The sequence below is a fragment of the Mycobacterium toneyamaense genome (genome assembly GCF_055384815.1).
The window spans coordinates 2989444-3008868 of the sequence record NZ_AP040333.1 but is presented as its reverse complement, the minus strand read 5'-3'; the positions used below and the strand labels follow the sequence as shown (position 1 = coordinate 3008868).

Genomic DNA, 19425 nt, shown 5'->3' with positions numbered 1-19425 from the left:
CAACCGATTCAGAAAAGAGCACCCTCATGACTCAGAACCCGAACCTCGCGGCGCTGAGCGCCGCCGGTGTCTCCGTGTGGCTCGACGACCTGTCGCGTGAGCGGCTGCAGACCGGAAACCTGCAGCAGCTGATCGACACCCGCAGCGTTGTGGGCGTCACCACCAACCCTTCGATCTTCCAGGCCGCGCTGTCGAAGGGCACGGCCTACGACGAGCAGGTGCACGAACTGGCGTCGCGCGGCGCCGATGTCGACGCCACCATCCGCACCGTCACCACCGACGACGTCCGCAACGCGTGCGACGTGCTGGCCAAGGTGTACGAGGCCACCGGCGGCGTCGACGGCCGGGTGTCGATCGAGGTCGACCCGCGCCTGGCGCACGACACCGACAAGACGATCCTGCAGGCCATCGAGCTGTGGAAGATCGTCGACCGGCCCAACCTGCTGATCAAGATCCCGGCGACGCTGGCGGGCCTGCCGGCGATCACCGCGGTGATCGCCGAGGGCATCTCGGTCAACGTCACCCTGATCTTCTCGGTGGAGCGGCACCGGGCCGTGATGGACGCCTACCTGACCGGGCTCGAGAAGGCCCGCGAAGCCGGCCACGACCTGTCCAAGATCCATTCCGTCGCTTCGTTCTTCGTGTCCCGCGTGGACACCGAGATCGACGCGCGGCTGGAGAAGATCGGCGGCTCGGCGCTGGGTCTGCGCGGCAAGGCCGGCGTCGCCAACGCCCGGCTGGCCTACGCGGCCTATGAGCAGGTCTTCGGCGGCCCGCAGTTCGCGAACCTCAAGGCCGAGGGCGCTCGCGTGCAGCGTCCGCTGTGGGCGTCGACCGGCGTGAAGAACCCGGACTACCCGGACACGCTGTACGTCACCGAGCTGGTCGCCGCCGACACGGTCAACACCATGCCGGAGAAGACGCTGGAGGCCGTCGCCGACCACGGTCAGATCACCGGAGACACCATCACCGGCACGGCTGCGGCCGCACAGGCCGTGTTCGACGAGCTCTCGGCCGTCGGTATCGACCTTGCTGACGTGTTCAACGTCCTCGAGGTCGAGGGCGTGGAGAAGTTCGAGAAGTCCTGGGGCGAGCTGCTCGAGGCCACTCAGGGTCAGCTCGACGCGCTGAAATGAGCGACAGCAGCGGGCGGCCGACGGACTGGGTGAACCCGCTGCGGGACAAGCGTGACAAGCGCATGCCCCGCATCGCCGGCCCGTGCGCGGTCGTGATCTTCGGTGTCACAGGCGATCTCGCCCGGAAGAAGCTCATGCCGGCGATCTACGACCTCGCGAACCGCGGGCTGCTGCCGCCGTCGTTCGCCTTGGTGGGGTTCGCCCGGCGTGACTGGGCCGACGAGGATTTCGGCAAGGTCGTGTACGACGCCGTCAAACAACATGCTCGGACACCGTTCCGGCAGGAGGTCTGGGACCGACTGGCCGAGGGATTCCGGTTCGTGCAGGGCACGTTCGACGACGACGCAGCGTTCCAACGGCTGCGTGACACGTTGCACAAGCTCGACGAGGAACGCGGCACCGGCGGCAATCACGCGTTCTACCTGTCGATTCCGCCGAACGCGTTCCCGCAGGTGTGCGAGCAACTGTCGACGTCCGGCCTGGCCAACAAGTCGGACGGGTCCTGGAGCCGGGTGGTCATCGAGAAACCGTTCGGTCACGACCTGGCCAGCGCCGAAGCGCTCAACGGGGTCGTCAACAGTGTGTTCCCGGAGTCATCGGTGTTCCGCATCGACCACTACCTGGGCAAGGAGACCGTCCAGAACATCCTGGCCCTGCGGTTCGCCAACGAGTTGTTCGAGCCGGTGTGGAACGCCCATTACGTCGACAGTGTGCAGATCACCATGGCCGAAGACATTGGTCTCGGTGGCCGCGGCGGTTACTACGACGGAGTGGGCGCCGCCCGCGACGTCATCCAGAACCACCTGCTGCAGCTGCTCGCGCTGACGGCGCTGGAGGAGCCGGTCAACTTCTCGCCGCATGAACTGCAAGCCGAGAAGATCAAGGTGCTGTCGGCAACGCACCTGGCCGAGCCGCTGGACGAGACCACGGCACGCGGTCAGTACGCCGCCGGCTGGCAGGGCGGACAGAAGGTGGTCGGGTTGCTCGACGAGGAAGGCTTCTCGAAGACGTCCACCACCGAGACATACGCCGCCATCACCGTCGAAGTCGACACGCGGCGCTGGGCCGGCGTGCCGTTCTACCTGCGCACCGGAAAACGGTTGGGGCGCCGGGTCACCGAGATCGCGCTGGTGTTCAAGCGGGCCCCGCACCTGCCGTTCGATGCGACGATGACCGACGAGCTCGGGCAGAACGCACTGGTGATCCGGGTGCAGCCCGACGAAGGCATCACCCTGCGGTTCGGTTCGAAGGTGCCGGGTCATCTCATGGAGGTCCGCGACGTCAGCATGGACTTCTCGTACGGTTCGGCGTTCGCCGAGGACTCCCCCGAAGCCTACGAACGACTGATCCTCGACGTCCTGCTCGGCGAACCGTCGCTGTTCCCAGTCAACGCCGAAGTCGAATTGTCCTGGAAGATATTGGATCCCGTGCTCCAACATTGGGCGGCGCAGGACCGCGCCGGCGGCCGGCCCGAGGCCTACGAAGCAGGCACCTGGGGGCCGGAATCGGCGTTCGAAATGTTGCGGCGCACCGGCCGCGAATGGAGGCGGCCGTGATTCTCGAACTGCCCGACACCGATACCGGTGCGATCAACAAGAAGATCGTCGCCCTGCGCGAAGAGGGCGGCGCCATCACCCTCGGGCGGGTGCTGACCCTGGTGGTGGCACCTGACACCGAAGCCATGCTGGAAGAGGCGATCGACGCGGCCAACACCGCCAGCCGCGAACACCCGTGCCGCGTCATCGTGGTGATCCCGGGCGACCGGCTGGCCACCGAAGCGCGCCTGGACGCCCAACTCCGGGTGGGCCGCGACGCCGGCGCCAACGAGGTTGTGGTGCTGCGTCTTTCGGGTCCACTGGCCGGCCACGCCAGCAGCGTCGTGACGCCCTTCCTGCTTCCGGACACCCCGGTGGTCACCTGGTGGCCCGATGTGGCGCCGGCGGTGCCGGCTGCCGACCCGCTGGGCAAGCTGGCGATCCGGCGGATCACCGATGCTACCAACGGCGAAGACCCGCTGGCGTGCATCAAGAGCCGGCTGGCCGGCTACACGTCCGGGGACACCGATCTGGCCTGGAGCCGGGTGACGTACTGGCGGGCGCTGCTCGCCGCCGCACTGGATCAGGCCCCGTATGAACCGATCACCGAAGCACTGGTGTCGGGGCTGAAAGAGGAACCGGCACTGGACATCTTGGCCGGCTGGCTGGCGGCCTGCATCGACGGGCCGGTCAAGCGCGCGGTCGGCGAACTCAAAGTCGTGCTGACCCGGCCGACCGAGACCATCACCCTGAGCCGCCCGCAGACTGGTGTCACCGCGTCGCTCACCCGCACCGGCCGGCCGGAGGCCCGCATTCCGCTGGCCCGCCGGGAAGCTCGCGACTGCCTCGCCGAAGAGATGCGCCGGCTGGATGCCGACGAGATCTACCATCGCGCCCTGGTGGGCCTGGACAAGGTTGTTTATGTCTGAGCAGATCATCGAAAAGTACGCCGACGCAGACGCTTTGGTGACCGCGGCGGGAGACCGCCTGGTGTCGGCCATCAACGGTGCCATCGCGGCCCGCGGTGTCGCGTACATCGTGCTGACCGGCGGCGGCACCGGCATCAAGCTGCTCAAGCACGTCGGCGGACATCCGATCGACTGGGCCAAGGTGCACCTGTTCTGGGGTGACGACCGTTTCGTCCCGGCCGACGATGCCGACCGGAACATCAAGCAGGCGCGCGAGGCGCTGCTGGATTCCGTCGCGATTCCGGCCGCGAACGTGCACGCGATGGCCGCGAGCGACGGCGAGTTCGGCGACGACATCGACGCCGCGGCCGCCGCCTACGAACACGAGTTGGCCCTGGTCGCCGGGAATGGTTCGCCGACACCGGAATTCGACGTCCACCTGCTGGGCATGGGCGGCGAGGGGCACGTCAACTCGCTGTTCCCGCACACCGACGCGGTGCGCGAGACGGCACGGTACGTCGTCGCCGTCACCGACTCCCCCAAGCCCCCGCCGCGGCGGATCACCCTGACGCTGCCCGCGGTCCGGCGGGCCCGTCAGGTGTGGCTCGTCGTGGCCGGCGCCGAGAAGGCCGACGCGGTCGCGGCCGCGGTCGGTGGCGCTGCGGCAGAAGACATTCCAGCGGCCGGCGCCGTCGGCACCGAGGCGACGGTGTGGTTGCTCGACGAGGCCGCGGCAGCGAAACTGTAGCCATGGTCGACAAAGGCGATGGCCGCGCGCGTCCGGTCGGCGGCCGCATCCGGACGCTCACGCAGGCGGCACTCAACGCCGACGTCACGGTGTCCCAGGTCGACGCACTGCTGGTCGACATGGAAGGCACCCTGGCGACCCTCAGCACGCTGACCGGCGACCTCGACACCACGATGTCGCGGTTCAACGAGACCATCACTCAGATCGACGAACTCGCGCCGCGCATCTTCGGCGTCGTCGACCGCATGGAGGCGATCGTGACGCGCGTCGAGGCCATCGTCGGGGTCGCCGAGACGGTGCTGTCGCCCATCACGGTCACGGAGAACGTCCTGCGCGGCGTCCTGAAGTCGGTTCGCGACTGGGCCCCGTAGGACTACGGCGAGGCGAGTCGGTCAGACAGCTGCCGGCGATTGGTCGCCGCCCATTGCGCTTCGACGGGCTCGATCCGGCTACGCAAGCTGTCGTGCAGCAGGGTGCCGCGTTCGCTGAGGAAGACCCGAACCTTACGGCGGTCGAATTGGTCGACCTCCCGGTATGCGAGTGCCTGGACGACCAGCCGGTCGACCACCCGGGTCAGGGTGGGTCCAGGGGTCGGCGTCAGCGCCTGCAGTTCTGCCATCGTGAGTCCGGCGGCGGCGGCCAGGGCGTCGAGTGCCAGCCAGTGGTCGACGCCGAGCCCGGTGTCCTGAAGTTCGGCATCCAGGCAGGCGGTCAGATTGCGGGCTGCGCGAAGCAGCGTGGCGGTGATCGACGTCGTCATGTCGTGCTGGGACACCGTGCTCGCCATGACCAACTCCTACGTGTTGCCCGCTGGGCCGGGTAGCGCAATACTTTCAATTGAAAATGATGATAGCCGGTCCGCGGACGGTGCGGCAAAGGACGTAATGGTCATGAACTCGCAGGCCACCAGCACTGTCGGCGAGGCATGGCGGGTGGCCATGGTGGTGCCCCTGCAGGGTCCGGGCGGCGTTTTCGGGCCGGCATGTGAGGCCGTCAGCGAGCTGGCGGCCCACGACCTCAACGTCGACGGCGGAGTCCTCGGCCGCGAAGTGCAGATCGAGGTGGTCGACGGTGGGGCCGACCCGCACCTGGTCGCCCGGCGCATCGATCAACTCATCACAACGGGCACGATCCACGCAGTCAGCGGATGGCACATCTCCTCCGTACGCAATGCGCTCGCTCCGGTGATCGCGGGCCGGGTGCCCTACGTGTACCCCGCCCTCTACGAAGGCGGCGAGCGTCGCCGCGACATCTATTGCTGCGGCGAGACTCCGGACCGCCAGATCGCGCCGGCGTTGCGCTGGTTGCGGGAGAACGCCGGGGTGCGGCGCTGGTTCATCGTCGGCGACGACTATGTGTGGCCGCGATCGTCGGTGGCCGCGGTCCGTGAGTATGCCCGCGATCTCGGTCTCGACCTCGTCGGGCACCGGTTCGTGGACCTGGGCCGCGCTGACATGTCGGAGGCCGTGAGAGCGGCCATGGCGTCGGAATGCGATGCGGTGTTGATGCTGCTGGTGGGCCAGGACGCGGTCGAATTCAACCGCGCCTGCGCCGCACTCGGTGCCGCCGACTCGTTCCTTCGGTTCAGCCCGTTGATGGACGAGAGCATGTTGCTGGGCAGCGGGGCGGACGGCACCCGAGGATTGTTCGTCGCCGCCTCCTTCTTTTCCTCGCTGGTGGACGCCAATGCAATGGAGTTGACAGGCCGCTACCACGACCTGCACGGCCCCACCGCGCCACCGCTGAGCGGTATCGCCGAATCCTGTTACGAGGGACTGCAACTGCTGTCCCGACTCATTCATCGCTCAGGGCAGTTGACCGACATAGCGACGAGCGATCGGGTCTCGTACGACGGTCCGAGGGGCACCGTGCACTACCGGGCGGACGCGACGGTGCAACCGGTGCACCTGGCTGTGGCCGACGGATACGACTTCGATGTGCTCACCACCCTGACCGCATTGTGACGGCCGATGGTTCAGCCGGCTCGGGTTGACACCGTGCCAACGGGCATTTAATTTCAATTGAAGATATTTCATCTGAATCTTTTTTGAGGTGGCAACCGTGCCCGGTGTCGACGTGGTCCCGGCATCGCCACAGTTGTGTTCCGTCCGTATTCCGTTCGAGCCCTTACCTTTTGAGGAGAACCGCCATGCGCCATGGTGACATTTCGTCGAGCCCGGACACCGTCGGCGTAGCCGTCGTCAACTACAAGATGCCCCGGCTGCACACCAGGGAAGAAGTCCTCGACAACGCCCGCAAGATCGCGGACATGGTCGTGGGAATGAAGTCCGGGCTGCCGGGCATGGATCTCGTGGTGTTCCCCGAGTACTCGACTCAGGGCATCATGTACGACCCCGAGGAGATGTACGCCACCGCGGCTTCCATCCCCGGCGACGAAACCGACATCTTCGCCGCGGCGTGCCGGAAGGCCAAGACGTGGGGCGTCTTCTCCATCACCGGTGAGCGCCACGAAGACCATCCGAACAAGCCGCCGTACAACACCCTCGTCCTCATCGACGACACCGGTGAGATCGTGCAGAAGTACCGAAAGATCCTGCCCTGGTGTCCGATCGAGGGCTGGTACCCCGGAGACACCACCTATGTTTCCCGGGGGCCGAAGGGCATGAAGATCTCGCTGATCATCTGCGACGACGGCAACTACCCCGAAATCTGGCGGGACTGCGCCATGAAGGGTGCGGAGCTGATCGTGCGCTGCCAGGGGTACATGTATCCCGCCAAGGAGCAGCAGGTGCTCATGGCCAAGGCGATGGCGTGGGCGAACAACACCTACGTCGCCGTGGCCAACGCGGCCGGCTTCGACGGGGTGTACTCCTACTTCGGGCACTCGGCCATCGTCGGGTTCGACGGCCGCACCCTGGGCGAAACCGGCGAGGAAGAGTACGGAATCCAGTACGCGCAGCTGTCGCTGTCGGCGATTCGAGATGCCCGCCAGAACGACCAGTCGCAGAACCACCTGTTCAAACTGCTGCACCGCGGCTACTCCGGCGTGCACGCGGCCGGTGACGGCGACAAGGGTGTCGCCGATTGCCCGTTCGAGTTCTACAAGCTGTGGGTGACCGACGCGCAGAAGGCTCAGGAAGTCGTCGAATCGATCACCCGGGACACCGTCGGTGTGGCGGACTGTCGCGTGGGAAACCTGCCCGTCGAGCGGACCGTCGAGGCGTAAGAGAGCGACGTGCCCTACCTCACCGACATGTTTCACGATCAGAACGCGACGCCGCAGCGCATCAACGACGTCGCCGTGAAATCGGTCACCAGGTTCGATCCCGATGCCTTCGCCGACCGACTCGGGCAGCGGATACTCGGTCAACCGGAGGCCGTCGGCGCCGTCGCCCGGGCATTGTCGATCGCGCATGCCGGTATCGCAGATCCCGGTCGCCCGCTGGCCAGCGTGCTGCTGGTCGGGCCGACCGGGATCGGCAAGACCGAACTGGTCCGCCAGGTCGCCGCCGAGATCCGCACCGGGCCCGACGACCTCTGCCGAATCGACATGGCCGCCCTGGCCCAGGAGCACTACGCCGCGTCGTTCTCCGGGGCACCACCGGGATACGCCGGAAGCAAGGAATCCTTCACCCTGTTCGACAAGAACAAGATCGAAGGCGATCCGTACACACCCGGCATCGTGCTCTTCGACGAGGTCGAGAAAGCGGATCCCACGGTGATCCGTGCGCTGCTGCACGTGCTCGACAGCGGCCAGCTGAGGCTCGCGAACGGGCGCGAACGCATCAGCTTCCGCAACAGTTACGTCTTCATGACGTCGAACCTGGGTTCCAAGGCCGTCGCCACGGCCCAGCGCGCACACCGGTGGTCGTCCCGGTGGCGCCGACATCCGGTGACCCACATGCACGGTCTGGTGACCGCCGCGGTCGAGGAGTTCTTCGACCCGGAGTTCTTCAACCGGATCGACGAAACCGTCGTCATGGAGCCCTTCAGCACCTCGACGGCCCGGCAGGTGACCCGGCGCGAAGTGGAGTTGTTCACCGCGCGGCTGGCCCGCGAATCGGTCGAACTCCGTGTCGACGAAGCCGTGGTGCAGTTCTTGCAAGACTGTGGGTTCGACCCGATCTACGGTGCCCGTGGGTTGCGCCGAACCATCCGATCCCATCTCATCGCACCGGCAGCCGAGTGTGTACTCCGCGGCCGCACCACACCGTCCGCGCGCATCGTGATCGAGGCGAAGATGATCGACGGATCCGTCGCGGTGACACTGGCCGACCGCGCAGCCTGAGTCGGCTACCCGCTGTTGCGCAGCGCGGTGGCCAACCCGCTCATGGTCAGGAGGATGCCGCGCTGCACGAGTTCGGCGTCGTCGCCCGAGCGGTAGCGGCGCAGCAGCTCGACCTGGAGGTGGTTGAGCGGCTCCAGGTACGGGAACCGGTTGAACACCGACCGGGCGAGGGCCGGGTTGTCCGCGAGCAGGTCGTCGTGGCCGGTGATCAGGGCGTGCATCCGGATGGTGCGCTCATGTTCGGCGGCGATCTTGTCGAACACCCGGTGGCGCAGGGCCTCGTCGTCCACGAGCTCCGAATACCGCGCCGCCAGACCGAGATCCGACTTGGCGAGCACCTGCGCCATGTTGGACAGCACGGTCCGGAAGAACGGCCACTTCGCGTACAGGTCCTGCAGCACCTCGAGGCCGCCGTCGGTGTTGTCGACGAACTCCTCGAACGCGGTCCCCGTGCCGTACCAGCCGGGCAGCATGACGCGCGACTGGCTCCAGGCCAGCACCCACGGGATGGCCCGCAGATCGGCGATCGAGGTGGTCGGCTTGCGGGACGTCGGGCGGCTTCCGATGTTGAGCGCACCGATCTCGCTGACGGGAGTCGAGGCCTTGAAGTACTCGACGAATCCCGGTGTCTCGTGCACCAATTCGCTGTAGGCCCGTTGCGCGCGGGCAGCGAGATCGTCGAGCACGTCGTAGGCGGGTGCCGCGGCGTCGCCGAGCCCTTCGACGTCGAGCAGCGTCGACTCCAGCGTCGCCGCGAGCAGGGTCTCCAGATTGCGATGTGCGGCATGCGGTTCGGCGTACTTGGCGGCGATCACCTCACCCTGCTCGGTGATGCGCAGCGAGCCCCGGACCGCGCCGGGCGGCTGGGCGAGGATCGCGTCGTAGCTCGGGCCGCCACCGCGGCCGACGGTGCCGCCGCGGCCATGGAACAGGCGTAGCCGGATTCCGGTCTTGCGGGCCGATTCCACGAGATCGAGCTCGGCGCGGTACAGCGCCCAGTTGGCCGCCAGGTAACCGCCGTCCTTGTTGGAGTCGGAGTAGCCGAGCATGACCTCCTGATGGTCGCCCCGGGCGGTGACGATCGACCGGTACAGCGGAATGGCAAGGGCCGCTTCCAGAATGGAAGACCCGCGTTGCAGGTCGTCGATGGTCTCGAACAGGGGCACGATGCCGACCGGGCTGTACGGCTCGGGCCCCGCCGCATCGAGCAGGCCGGCCTCTTTGAGCAGTACCCCGGCCTCGAGGAGATCGGATACCGATTGACACATCGAGATGATGTAGTTGGGGACGGCCTCGGGCCCGAAGACCTCGACGGCCCGGGCCGCCGCCGCGACGATGTCCAGTTCTTTGCGCGCCAGTTCGGACAGTTGGGCGTCGCGGCCCACCAACGGCCGGCGCGTGGACAGCTCCGCCACCAGGACGGCGACCCGCTCATCTTCCGGCAGCGACGCGTAGTCGGGGTGCACACCGGCCCAGGCCAGCAGCTCGGCCACCACCTGCTCGTGCACTTCGGAGTTCTGCCGCAGGTCCAGGCCACAGAGGTGGAAACCGAAGACGCGCACGGACTCTCGCAACCGGGCCAGCCGGTCGTCGGCCAGCACGCTGGTGCCGCCGGCGCGCAACGACGCGTCGATGACGTCGAGATCGGCCAGCAGCTCGGCCGGCGTGGTGTACGGCGGCAGGCCGAGGTCCAGCTCGTGCTCGGGCTGCCGGTCGAGGATTTCGGCGGCCGTGGCCGTCAGGCGCCCGCGGAGCACGTGCAGCGCCTGGCGGTACGGTTCGTCGGCGTGGGCCGGTTCGGGATGCTGGTCGGCCAGCGCCTGCAGCGCATCGGTGACCCGGACCAGCCGCGCCGACATCGACAATTCGTGTTCCAGCGCAAGGAGTTCGGCGAAGTAGCGGTCGAACGCGGTGAAGGCCGCACTGCCGGTGGCCAGCCTCACCACGTCTGCGGTGACGTTGGGGTTGCCGTCGCGGTCACCGCCGATCCACGAACCGGGCCGCAGGATCGGTGTCTCCAGCAGCGGCTCACCCGGCCAGCGGGCCTGCAGGGCGCCGCGCACCTCCGCGTTGACGCGTGGGATGACATCGAAGAACGCGGCCGGGTAGTAACGCAGCCCCGTGGCGATCTCGTCTTGAATCTTCAACCGCGACAAGCGGATCAGCGCGGTCTGCCACAGCGTGAGGATGTGGCGGCGCAGCTCGGTCTCGATGTCGCGGTCGTCACGCGTCACGCTGTGCCCGTGCAACCGCAGCCGCATCAGGTCGGTGATCCGGTTCTGGGTGTCGAAGATGGTGCGCCGGCGGGTTTCGGTGGGGTGGGCGGTGATCACCGGCGAGACCAGCGCACCGCGCAGCGCATCGGCGACCTCCGCCGCGTCCAGTCCCCCGGCCTCGTCCAGCTTGCGGTACGTCGCGGCCAGGCTGCTGTCCTGCGGCGGCTCGCCGGCTGCCACGTGCAGAGCACGCCGCCGTTCCCGGTGGATGTCCTCGGCGACGTTGGCCAGCAGCGCGAAATGGGTGAATGCCCGGATAACCGGGATCGCCTGATGAACGTCGATGCCGGAGAACAGCGCTGCGAGCTCCGCCCTGTCGATCTCGGAACGACGCACCCGGAACGATTCGACGCGCGCCCGTTCCACCAGATCGAAGACGGCTTCACCGTTCTGCTCGCGCACCGTGTCACCGAGAATGGCGCCGAGCAGGCGGATGTCTTCGCGCATCGGTTCGGTGGCCTCGCGGCCCAGTTCGGTGCGCTGAACCGATCCGATCGGCAGCAGTGTGGTGTCGGGAGCGTTGGGAACCTCGGCCATCACTTCAGTATCGACGCCACACGCGGTTGGCGCAGAGCACGGCGACCGACCCGGTCACGGGGCACCGACGGGGACGATCGGCGTCGACGACGTGGTGGGCGTGGCCGGGGCGCTCGTACGCGGCGTCGTGGCCGATGGTTTCTGCCCGTCGGGCAACACAATTGGGTGCGAATCGCCGCCGTCGCCGTCCCCGCCTGAGTTGTCTGCATCCACGTTCGGTGGCCAGTCCACCGATGTCGGCGGCCAGGCCTTCGCCGACGAGCTGCCGCCACCCGGTGGCGCGCAGCCCGATCCGGCGCCGAAGTCTCCCGCGCCGGTGCAGTCGGCCCGAGCGACCGGTGCCAGAACCAAGAACCAGGCCGATGCCGCGACGCCGACCATTCGTACGACGCTCATAGCTGCAGGATGTCCCCGTAGGCGTTCACACTGTCGTCGTTCTTGTCGGTATCGATGGTCACCGTGGAGAAGAACCGGATCGCCACCGCCCCGCCGCAGGCGTCGACCTTGACGTGGGCGTCGTGCACGGTGATGCCGCCGGAGCGGCCCTTGAGCGATTTCTTGCCCAGCACCACATTGGTGATCGTGCCCGGCAGCAGGTTCACCGAGACGTTGCCTTCCAGATCCGCATAGGGGCCGATGGCATTCAGTACGTTTCCGCTGAAGCCGGGGTTGATGCCGATGTCGGCGTCGCCGCCGACGCTGGCACCCTCGCTGAGATCCACCTGGCAGCCGAGCTGCAGACCCACGACCAACGTCCCGTTGTTGACCGCCGACGAGCCGCTGCCATCGATGGTGGCCTCGGCCCGGCCGGTGACGAAACCTTCTCGCGTGAAAGCCGTCGCGGCCATGTTGGGCACCGAGTTGACGGTCATCTGGGTGAGCGAAACCCCCAGGCGCCAACCGTCTTCGGTGTTGACGGCCTGGCGGACGTCGGCCACCGGGAGCGGATCGGCGCCGGCCACACCAGGAGCCGCACCACCGGCCACGCAGAGCAACACCAGCGCGCCGGAGCCGATACGAAGAACATGCACCACGAGGCGAGATTAAGGGCCGGCGCTATGCGCGCCCTGTCATCGGGATAAGCGCCGGCACAGCACCAGCTGGACGATTCCTGTCAGTAGCTGGGCAAACAGAACCGGCCACGCCCGAGGGGCGTGGCCGGTTCGGAAGTCTGAGGTCAGGCGCCGTACTTGATCTGCAGCGCGATGCCGATGATCGACACCAACCAGATGCCGGTGATGAAGTAGGTCAGCCGGTCGAGGTTCTTCTCGACCACCGTGGAGCCGGACAGGCTGGACTGCACACCGCCACCGAACAGCGTCGACAGACCGCCACCCTTGGCCCGGTGGAGCAGCACCAGCAACACAACCAACACGCTGGTGATGATCAAAGTGATCTGCAGGGCCAAAATCATGAGCCACAGCTTACCGGGTGGAGTGCCGTGGTCCGGCCACGGTCCGCCGTCGCGTCGCAGCCCGTGCCACCGCCGGTTTGCCAGATTCGCTCAGGAAGTTCGCAGTTCCCGTCCACAACGCCCGGCATCGGCGCACCATGGACTGGTCAACCACTGCTCATCGGGCCTGATTGGAGGCCACCGTGAAAGCGCTCAAGATCGCTTCTGCCGCTTTGCTGTCTGCCGCATCCGCGCTGACGACACCGGCAATATCGCTCGCCGCTCCCAGCGACGACACCTGGGATGTCGAGGCGTACGACAACTGCATGAAGAAGACCGTCCGGAATGCCGATCTGTGCTGCATCGAGTCCGGCGGCATCCCCGGCATGGATCCGGAGACCGGGTGCCACGCGCCACCGGCCAAGGCGGCGGACGCCCCGTTGACCACCACGAGCAGACCACTGCCCGGAGGGATCAACAGGGGCAACCTGCCCACGATGGTGTTGGAGCCCGCGAACTAGCCCGTCAGGGCAGGGGTCTAATTCGCCGTTTCACGGCAGTGGCCCGCCGGCGGCGATCGCCGACAGCGTCGCGAACTGCTCACCGTCGAGTGATGCGCCGCCGACCAGCGCACCGTCGATGTCGGGCTTCGCCACGAGCTCGCCGACGTTCTTGGCATTGACCGAGCCGCCGTAGAGCACGCGCACGGTCGCGGCGATCTCGGGTGACGCCAGCTCGCCCAGGGTCGAGCGGATCGCGGCGCACACCTCCTGCGCGTCGCCGGCACTGGCCACGCGGCCGGTGCCGATGGCCCAGACGGGCTCGTAGGCGATGACGACGCGGCTGATCTCGTCCGCGGACAGCCCCGCCAGCGAGCCCGTCAGCTGGCCGGTGCAGTGCTCGACGTGGTTGCCGGCCTCGCGGATGTCGAGTCCCTCGCCGATGCACACGATCGGCGTCAGGCCGTGCTTGAGCGCGGCCTTGGCCTTGGCGGCGACCAGGGCATCGTCCTCGTGGTGGTAGGTCCGGCGCTCGGAATGCCCGACGACGACGAACGTGCAGCCCAGCTTGGCCAGGAACGCGCCGCTGATCTCACCGGTGTAGGCGCCGGAGTCGTGCTGGGACACGTCCTGGGCGCCGTAGGTGAGCAGCAGCTTGTCGCCGTCGACCAGGGTCTGCACGCTGCGCAGGTCCGTGAACGGCGGCAGGACGGTGACGTCGACCTTGGCGAAGTACTTGTCCGGCAAGGCGAATGCGATCTTCTGCACCAGGGCGATGGCCTCGAAGTGGTTGAGGTTCATCTTCCAGTTGCCGGCGATGAGCGGCTTACGCGCCATGGTTTACGACCCCAGCACTTCGATGCCCGGGAGGGTCTTGCCCTCGAGGTACTCCAGCGACGCACCGCCGCCGGTCGAGATGTGGGAGAAGCCGTCCTCGGCGAGTTCGAGCTGGCGCACCGCGGCAGCCGAGTCGCCGCCACCGACGACGCTGAACGCGCCCTTGGACGTGGCGGTGATGATGGCCTCGGCGACGCCCCTGGTGCCGTCGGCGAAGGCCGGGAACTCGAAAACGCCCATCGGCCCGTTCCAGAACACGGTCTTGGCGTTGGACAACAGCGCGGTGAAGCGCTTGACCGACTCGGGGCCGATGTCCAGGCCCATCTTGCCGTCCGGGATGCGGTCGGAGGCCACGGTCTCCGGCGCGGCGTCGGCGGCGAACTTGTCGGCCACCACGATGTCGACGGGAAGGTGGATGACGTCGGCGTAGGTGTCCAGCAGCCGCTTACAGGTGTCGATCATCTCCTCCTGCAGCAGCGAGGTACCGACCGAAAGGCCTTGCGCGGCAAGGAAGGTGAAGCACATGCCGCCGCCGATGATGAGGCTGTCGGCTTTGGTGGCGAGGTTCTCGATGACGGCGAGCTTGTCGGACACCTTCGAGCCGCCGAGCACGACGGCGTAGGGCCGCTCGGTCGAGCTGGTCAGCTGCTCGAGCACCTTGACCTCGGCGTCGACCAGCGTGCCGGCGTAGTGCGGCAGGATGTTCGCGACGTCGTACACCGAGGCCTGCTTACGGTGCACCACACCGAAGCCGTCGGAGACGAACGCGCCGGGCGAGCCGTCGGGACCCTCGACCAGAGCCGCCAGCTCGCGGGCCAGGGCCGCGCGCTCGGCGTCGTCCTTGCTGGTCTCGCGCGGGTCGAAGCGGATGTTCTCCAGCAGCAGCACGTCGCCGTCGGTCAGACCCTCGGCACGCGCCAGCGCGTCGGTGCCGACGACGTCACCGGCGAGCTGCACGTGCCGGCCCAGCTTCTCTCCGAGCGCGGCGGCCACCGGCGCGAGCGAGAACTTGGGGTCCGGTCCGCCCTTGGGCCGGCCCAGGTGCGCGGTGATGACGACCTTCGCACCGGCGTCGGCCAGCGCGGCCAGCGTCGGGACCGAGGCGATGATCCGGCCGGGATCGGTGATGTTGCCGTTCTCGTCGAGCGGGACGTTCAGGTCGGAGCGGACCAGGACGCCCCGCCCCTCTACGCCTTCGGCCAACAGCTCATCGAGGGTCTTGATGCTCATACCTGTCTTTCTCTCACGTGCGTCTACAGCGACTTGCCGACCAGCGCAGCCAAATCAGCGATGCGGTTGGAGTAGCCCCATTCGTTGTCATACCAGGACACGACCTTGGCTTGGTTGTCGATGACCTTGGTCAGTCCCGCATCGAACAGCGAACTGTGCGGGTCGGTGACGATATCGGACGACACGATCGGCGCGTCGTAGTACTTCAAAATCCCCTTGAGCGGCCCCTCAGCCGCGGCCTGCATCGCGGCGTTGATCTCCGCCGCCGACGCCGACTTGCCCAGCTCGGCGGTCAGATCGGTCACCGACCCGGTGGGCACCGGCACCCGCAGCGCGTACCCGTCCAACTTGCCCTTGAGTTCGGGCAGCACCAGGCCGATGGCCTTGGCCGCGCCGGTGGAGGTCGGCACGATGTTGATCGCCGCCGCCCGGGCCCGGCGCAGATCCTTGTGCGGCCCGTCCTGCAGGTTCTGATCCTGGGTGTAGGCGTGGATCGTGGTCATCAGGCCGCGCTCGATCCCGAACTCGTCGTTGAGGACCTTGGCGATCGGGCCCAGACAGTTCGTGGTGCACGAGGCATTGGAGATGATGTCCTGGCTGCCGTCGTACTTGTCGTCGTTGACGCCCATCACGATGGTGATGTCCTCACCGGTCGCCGGCGCGGAGATGATCACCTTCTTGGCACCCGCTTCCAGGTGGCCGCGGGCCTTGGCGGCGTCGGTGAAGATACCGGTGGACTCGACCACGATGTCCACGCCCAGATCGCCCCACGGCAGCGCCGCCGGGCCTTCCTTGACCGCCAGGGCCTTGATCTTGGTCTCACCCACGATCAGCGTGTCGCCATCAGCGCGGACGTCGTACGGCAGCCGGCCCAGGATCGAATCGAACTTCAACAGATGCGCCAACGCATCCGTCGAGGTCAGGTCATTGACCGCGACGATCTCCAGATCGGCGTTCTTCCCCCCCGCTTTTTGCGCATCCAGGGCCCGGAAGAAGTTACGCCCGATACGCCCGAAACCATTGACGCCGATCCGAATAGTCACTGCTGTGCTCCCTCGCCGGTATTCCTGGACAGGTCATGCGGTGAATCCTCAGCCAGCCTAGTGCGGTGAGGGACCTCACGTGCGGTACCGGAGACTCGCGCTAGGCGTCGTCGAGCAGGTCCGGGGTGACGGCCGACTCGGTGTCCGGAATGCCCTCCAGCTTGGCCTTGCGGTCGGCCATCGACAGCAGGCGCCGAATCCGGCCTGCCACAGCATCTTTCGTCATCGGCGGGTCGGCCAACCGGCCCAGTTCCTCGAGCGAGGCCTGCCGGTGTTCGACGCGCAACCGGCCCGCGGCCGACAGGTGGTCGGGCACCGTGTCGCCGAGGATGTCGAGCGCCCGTTCGACCCGCGCCGCGGCCGCGACGGCCGCCCGTGCGGACCGGCGCAGGTTCGCGTCGTCGAAGTTGGCCAGCCGGTTGGCGGTGGCACGCACCTCGCGGCGCATGCGCCGCTCTTCCCAATTGAGCCGGGTGTCCTGGGCGCCCATGCGGGTCAGCAACGCGCCGATGGCCTCGCCGTCGCGCACCACCACGCGGTCGCTGCCGCGGACCTCGCGGGCCTTGGCACTGACCCCGAGCCGGCGGGCCGCACCGACGAGCGCCAGTGCCGCCTCCGGTCCGGGGCAACTGACTTCGAGCGCCGACGACCGCCCGGGCTCGGTCAGCGAACCGTGCGCCAGGAACGCACCTCGCCACGCCGCCTCGGCGTCGCCGACGCTGCCACCGACCACCTGGGCGGGCAGGCCACGCACGGGCCGGCCACGCAGATCGAGCAGCCCGGTCTGACGCGCCAGCGCCTCACCGTCCTGCGCGACGCGCACCACATACCGGGTGCTCTTGCGGATGCCGCTGGCCGACAGCACGTGTACGACGGCGTTGTAGCCGTACAGGTCGTAGATGTCCTTGCGCAGCCGCCGGGCGATGCTGCCCAGGTCGACCTCGGCCTCGACGACGACGCGTCCGGCCACGATGTGCAGGCCGCCGGCGAACCGCAGCAGCGACGCCACCTCGGCCCGGCGTGCGGTCACCGAGTTGACGACCAGCCGGCTCAGCTCGTCCTTCACTTCCGAAGTCATCGCCACGAATCGTCACCTCTTGGTCCTTCAGGGGCCGGCTGCTGACGGAGTAATCCGTCGGCCGACCGAGCGGCGGGAGTAGATGGCTCGTATGCGGGCCGGGCCGGTGCGCTGCCACCACGACGCACCCGCTCCAGCGCAGCCGCAAGCCGTGCCGGGTCATGTAAAGGTGTACCAGGTCGGGATACGTCAGCAAACTCGACCTGAGCCTCGAGAAACGACGCCGCCCGGCGCAGTTGGTCGCGTTCCCGTTCGCTGGGGACGCTCGCGGCGTCGACGATGATGTCGTGGACCGTCAGGCCCGGGGCGTGCTGCGAGAGCACGTGTACATGACGCTCCGCGGAGAACCCGGCGGTCTCCCCCGGCTCGGCGGCGAGGTTGAGCACCAGGGCCCGGCGTGCCTCGGTCGCCTGCAGCGCGGCCAGCAGCTGGGGCACCAGCACATGCGGGATGACACTGCTGAACCAGGAACCCGGACCGAGCACCACGAGGTCTGCCGACATGATGGCGTCGACGGCCTGCCGGGTCGCCGGCGGATCGCCCGGCAGCAGCCGGACCCTGCGCACCTTGCCCGGTGTGGTGGCGACCGCGACCTGACCGCGGATCACGCGGCTCATCCGCGGATCGGCCTCGAGCCCCGACACGTCGGCCTCGATCTGCAATGCGATGGGACACATCGGCAGCACGCGGCCCTTGACCCCGAGGATCCGGCCCAGCTCGTCGAGCGCGGCGACCGGGTCGGCCAGGACCTCATTGAGGCCGGCGAGCAGGAGATTGCCGATCGGATGACCGGCCAGCGCGCCGCTGCCGTTGAACCGGTGCTGGATGATGGTGGCCCACAACTGCCCGTGTGGACTGTCGGATGCCAAGGCCGCCAACGCCATTCGCAGATCACCCGGGGGCACGATGTCCAGTTCGGAGCGCAGCCGGCCCGAGGAACCGCCGTCATCGGCGACGGTGACGACAGCGGTGACATGCGGCGTCAGCCGGCGCGCCGCGGACAGCGTCGCGTACAAGCCGTGCCCGCCGCCGAGCGCCACGATGCGTGCGGGAGCCCGATCTTCCGTCATTCGCGCCCCAGATCCCGGTGCAGCACGCGCACGGTCAGGTGGTCACCGCCACGCAGCCGGCCCGCCAGCGCTTCGGCGATCGCGACACTGCGATGCTTGCCGCCGGTGCAGCCGATGGCCACGGTCATGTAGCGCTTCCCCTCCCTGCGATAGCCGTCGATCACAACCCCCAGCAGCCGATGGTAGGTGTCCAGGAACTCGGCGGCGCCCTCTTGTCCCAGCACGTAGTCCCGAACCGCCGGATGCTGCCCGGTATGGGGCCGCAACTCGTCGACCCAATGCGGATTCGGCAGGAACCGGACATCCATCACGGTGTCGGCGTCCATCGGCAGACCATATTTATAGCCGAAACTCTCGACGGTCACGCTCGTGCCGGCGACAGCCTCCCCGCTGAAGGCGCGCTCGATGCTGGCGCGCAACGCCGGCACCGGCAGCGTCGACGTGTCGATGATCAGATCGGCCGTGGCGCGCACCGACTCCAGCAATCTCCGTTCGGCGGCAATGCCTTCCGCGAGCGTCTGGTTGCCCTGCAGCGGGTGACTGCGCCGGTTCTGCTCGTAGCGGCGCACCAGGATGTCATCGGAGGCCTCCAGGAACAGCACCCGGGGGAACACACTGCGGGTCGCCAATTCCCGGCGCACGAAATCGAGGTCGCCCGTGAAGCCGCGCGAACGGACGTCCATCACCACGGCCAGCTTGGTGATGCGCGAACCGGCGGCCAGACCCAGCTCGACCATCCGGGTGATCAACTCCGGGGGCAGATTGTCGGCGACGTACCAGCCGAGATCCTCGAGCACCTTGGCGGCGGTGCCGCGGCCGGCACCGGACAGACCCGTGACCAGAACCACGTCGATCTCGCCGGCAGCACCGTCCATCTGATCGTCC

At 67.8% G+C, this 19425-nt stretch carries 20 protein-coding genes; 9 read left to right on the top strand and 11 right to left on the bottom strand.

Translation table 11 applies throughout. The features are described from left to right. The first annotated feature begins 26 nt into the window (after positions 1-26). From tal to ACZ5IQ_RS14570, 5 genes are read left to right on the top strand one after another with little or no spacing between them, the layout of a single operon-like run. Positions 27-1136, top strand: a complete 1110-nt coding sequence (tal, locus tag ACZ5IQ_RS14590) for a transaldolase (RefSeq protein WP_406774680.1) — start codon at positions 27-29, stop codon at positions 1134-1136. Continuing rightward, positions 1133-2692, top strand: a complete 1560-nt coding sequence (gene zwf, locus ACZ5IQ_RS14585) for a glucose-6-phosphate dehydrogenase (protein WP_406774681.1) — start codon at positions 1133-1135, stop codon at positions 2690-2692. The genes tal and zwf overlap by 4 nt, the downstream gene beginning before the upstream one ends. Then, the gene (gene opcA / locus ACZ5IQ_RS14580; protein ID WP_406774682.1) at positions 2689-3600 is read left to right on the top strand and encodes a glucose-6-phosphate dehydrogenase assembly protein OpcA; all 912 of its coding nucleotides are present in this window, start codon (positions 2689-2691) and stop codon (positions 3598-3600) included. The genes zwf and opcA overlap by 4 nt, the downstream gene beginning before the upstream one ends. Further along, positions 3593-4327: a 6-phosphogluconolactonase gene (gene pgl / locus ACZ5IQ_RS14575; RefSeq protein WP_406774683.1), complete on the top strand. Its 735-nt coding sequence runs from the start codon at positions 3593-3595 to the stop codon at positions 4325-4327. Before opcA ends, pgl begins: the two co-directional genes overlap by 8 nt. A 2-nt stretch (positions 4328-4329) precedes the next feature. After that, complete coding sequence (locus tag ACZ5IQ_RS14570; RefSeq protein ID WP_212811515.1) at positions 4330-4698, top strand: ATPase; 369 nt, start codon at positions 4330-4332, stop codon at positions 4696-4698. 2 nt (positions 4699-4700) lie between these two features. On the opposite strand, the gene ACZ5IQ_RS14565 is transcribed toward ACZ5IQ_RS14570, so the two are convergent. Further along, positions 4701-5114, bottom strand: a complete 414-nt coding sequence (locus ACZ5IQ_RS14565; protein ID WP_244872558.1) for a MarR family winged helix-turn-helix transcriptional regulator — start codon at positions 5112-5114, stop codon at positions 4701-4703. Between the two features lie 103 nt (positions 5115-5217). Here ACZ5IQ_RS14565 and ACZ5IQ_RS14560 point away from each other — a divergent pair, with 103 nt between their 5' ends. From ACZ5IQ_RS14560 to ACZ5IQ_RS14550, 3 genes are all read left to right on the top strand, one after another. Then, the gene (locus tag ACZ5IQ_RS14560; RefSeq protein WP_244872559.1) at positions 5218-6291 is read left to right on the top strand and encodes a substrate-binding domain-containing protein; all 1074 of its coding nucleotides are present in this window, start codon (positions 5218-5220) and stop codon (positions 6289-6291) included. A 185-nt stretch (positions 6292-6476) separates the two neighbouring features. Beyond that, positions 6477-7514 carry an aliphatic amidase gene (locus tag ACZ5IQ_RS14555; protein WP_212811516.1) on the top strand — a complete coding sequence of 346 codons (1038 nt, stop codon included), beginning with the start codon at positions 6477-6479 and terminating at the stop codon, positions 7512-7514. 9 nt (positions 7515-7523) lie between these two features. Beyond that, positions 7524-8576 (top strand): AAA family ATPase, encoded by a 1053-nt coding sequence (locus ACZ5IQ_RS14550; protein ID WP_212811517.1) that lies wholly within the window; start codon positions 7524-7526, stop codon positions 8574-8576. Positions 8577-8581: 5 nt separating this feature from the next. Here the strand turns inward: ACZ5IQ_RS14550 and ppc are convergent, their stop codons facing one another. The 4 genes from ppc to secG all read right to left on the bottom strand — a co-directional run bounded on the left by ppc (position 8582) and on the right by secG (position 12803). Beyond that, entirely contained in the window at positions 8582-11389 is a 2808-nt protein-coding gene (gene ppc / locus ACZ5IQ_RS14545; protein WP_212811518.1) for a phosphoenolpyruvate carboxylase, read from the bottom strand. A 54-nt stretch (positions 11390-11443) separates the two neighbouring features. Then, entirely contained in the window at positions 11444-11785 is a 342-nt protein-coding gene (locus ACZ5IQ_RS14540) for a hypothetical protein (RefSeq protein ID WP_406803816.1), read from the bottom strand. Continuing rightward, positions 11782-12387, bottom strand: coding sequence for an MspA family porin (locus ACZ5IQ_RS14535; RefSeq protein WP_406803834.1), 606 nt, complete (start codon positions 12385-12387; stop codon positions 11782-11784). Before ACZ5IQ_RS14535 ends, ACZ5IQ_RS14540 begins: the two co-directional genes overlap by 4 nt. A gap of 179 nt (positions 12388-12566) precedes the next feature. After that, positions 12567-12803, bottom strand: coding sequence for a preprotein translocase subunit SecG (gene secG / locus ACZ5IQ_RS14530; protein ID WP_029105032.1), 237 nt, complete (start codon positions 12801-12803; stop codon positions 12567-12569). Positions 12804-12985: 182 nt separating this feature from the next. Here secG and ACZ5IQ_RS14525 point away from each other — a divergent pair, with 182 nt between their 5' ends. Continuing rightward, the gene (locus ACZ5IQ_RS14525) at positions 12986-13303 is read left to right on the top strand and encodes a hypothetical protein (protein ID WP_406803815.1); all 318 of its coding nucleotides are present in this window, start codon (positions 12986-12988) and stop codon (positions 13301-13303) included. A 30-nt stretch (positions 13304-13333) separates the two neighbouring features. Here ACZ5IQ_RS14525 and tpiA read toward each other — a convergent pair whose 3' ends face one another. The 6 genes from tpiA to rapZ form a co-directional block, all read right to left on the bottom strand. Continuing rightward, entirely contained in the window at positions 13334-14119 is a 786-nt protein-coding gene (tpiA, locus tag ACZ5IQ_RS14520) for a triose-phosphate isomerase (RefSeq protein ID WP_213020316.1), read from the bottom strand. Between the two features lie 3 nt (positions 14120-14122). Further along, positions 14123-15349 (bottom strand): phosphoglycerate kinase, encoded by a 1227-nt coding sequence (locus tag ACZ5IQ_RS14515; protein ID WP_318984555.1) that lies wholly within the window; start codon positions 15347-15349, stop codon positions 14123-14125. A gap of 23 nt (positions 15350-15372) precedes the next feature. Then, positions 15373-16392 carry a type I glyceraldehyde-3-phosphate dehydrogenase gene (gap, locus tag ACZ5IQ_RS14510; protein WP_406803814.1) on the bottom strand — a complete coding sequence of 340 codons (1020 nt, stop codon included), beginning with the start codon at positions 16390-16392 and terminating at the stop codon, positions 15373-15375. A gap of 100 nt (positions 16393-16492) precedes the next feature. Continuing rightward, complete coding sequence (gene whiA / locus ACZ5IQ_RS14505) at positions 16493-17470, bottom strand: DNA-binding protein WhiA (protein ID WP_029105256.1); 978 nt, start codon at positions 17468-17470, stop codon at positions 16493-16495. Continuing rightward, positions 17467-18540 (bottom strand): gluconeogenesis factor YvcK family protein, encoded by a 1074-nt coding sequence (locus ACZ5IQ_RS14500; protein WP_135356418.1) that lies wholly within the window; start codon positions 18538-18540, stop codon positions 17467-17469. Before ACZ5IQ_RS14500 ends, whiA begins: the two co-directional genes overlap by 4 nt. After that, the gene (rapZ, locus tag ACZ5IQ_RS14495) at positions 18537-19415 is read right to left on the bottom strand and encodes an RNase adapter RapZ (protein ID WP_135356433.1); all 879 of its coding nucleotides are present in this window, start codon (positions 19413-19415) and stop codon (positions 18537-18539) included. Before rapZ ends, ACZ5IQ_RS14500 begins: the two co-directional genes overlap by 4 nt. Positions 19416-19425 lie beyond the last annotated feature (10 nt).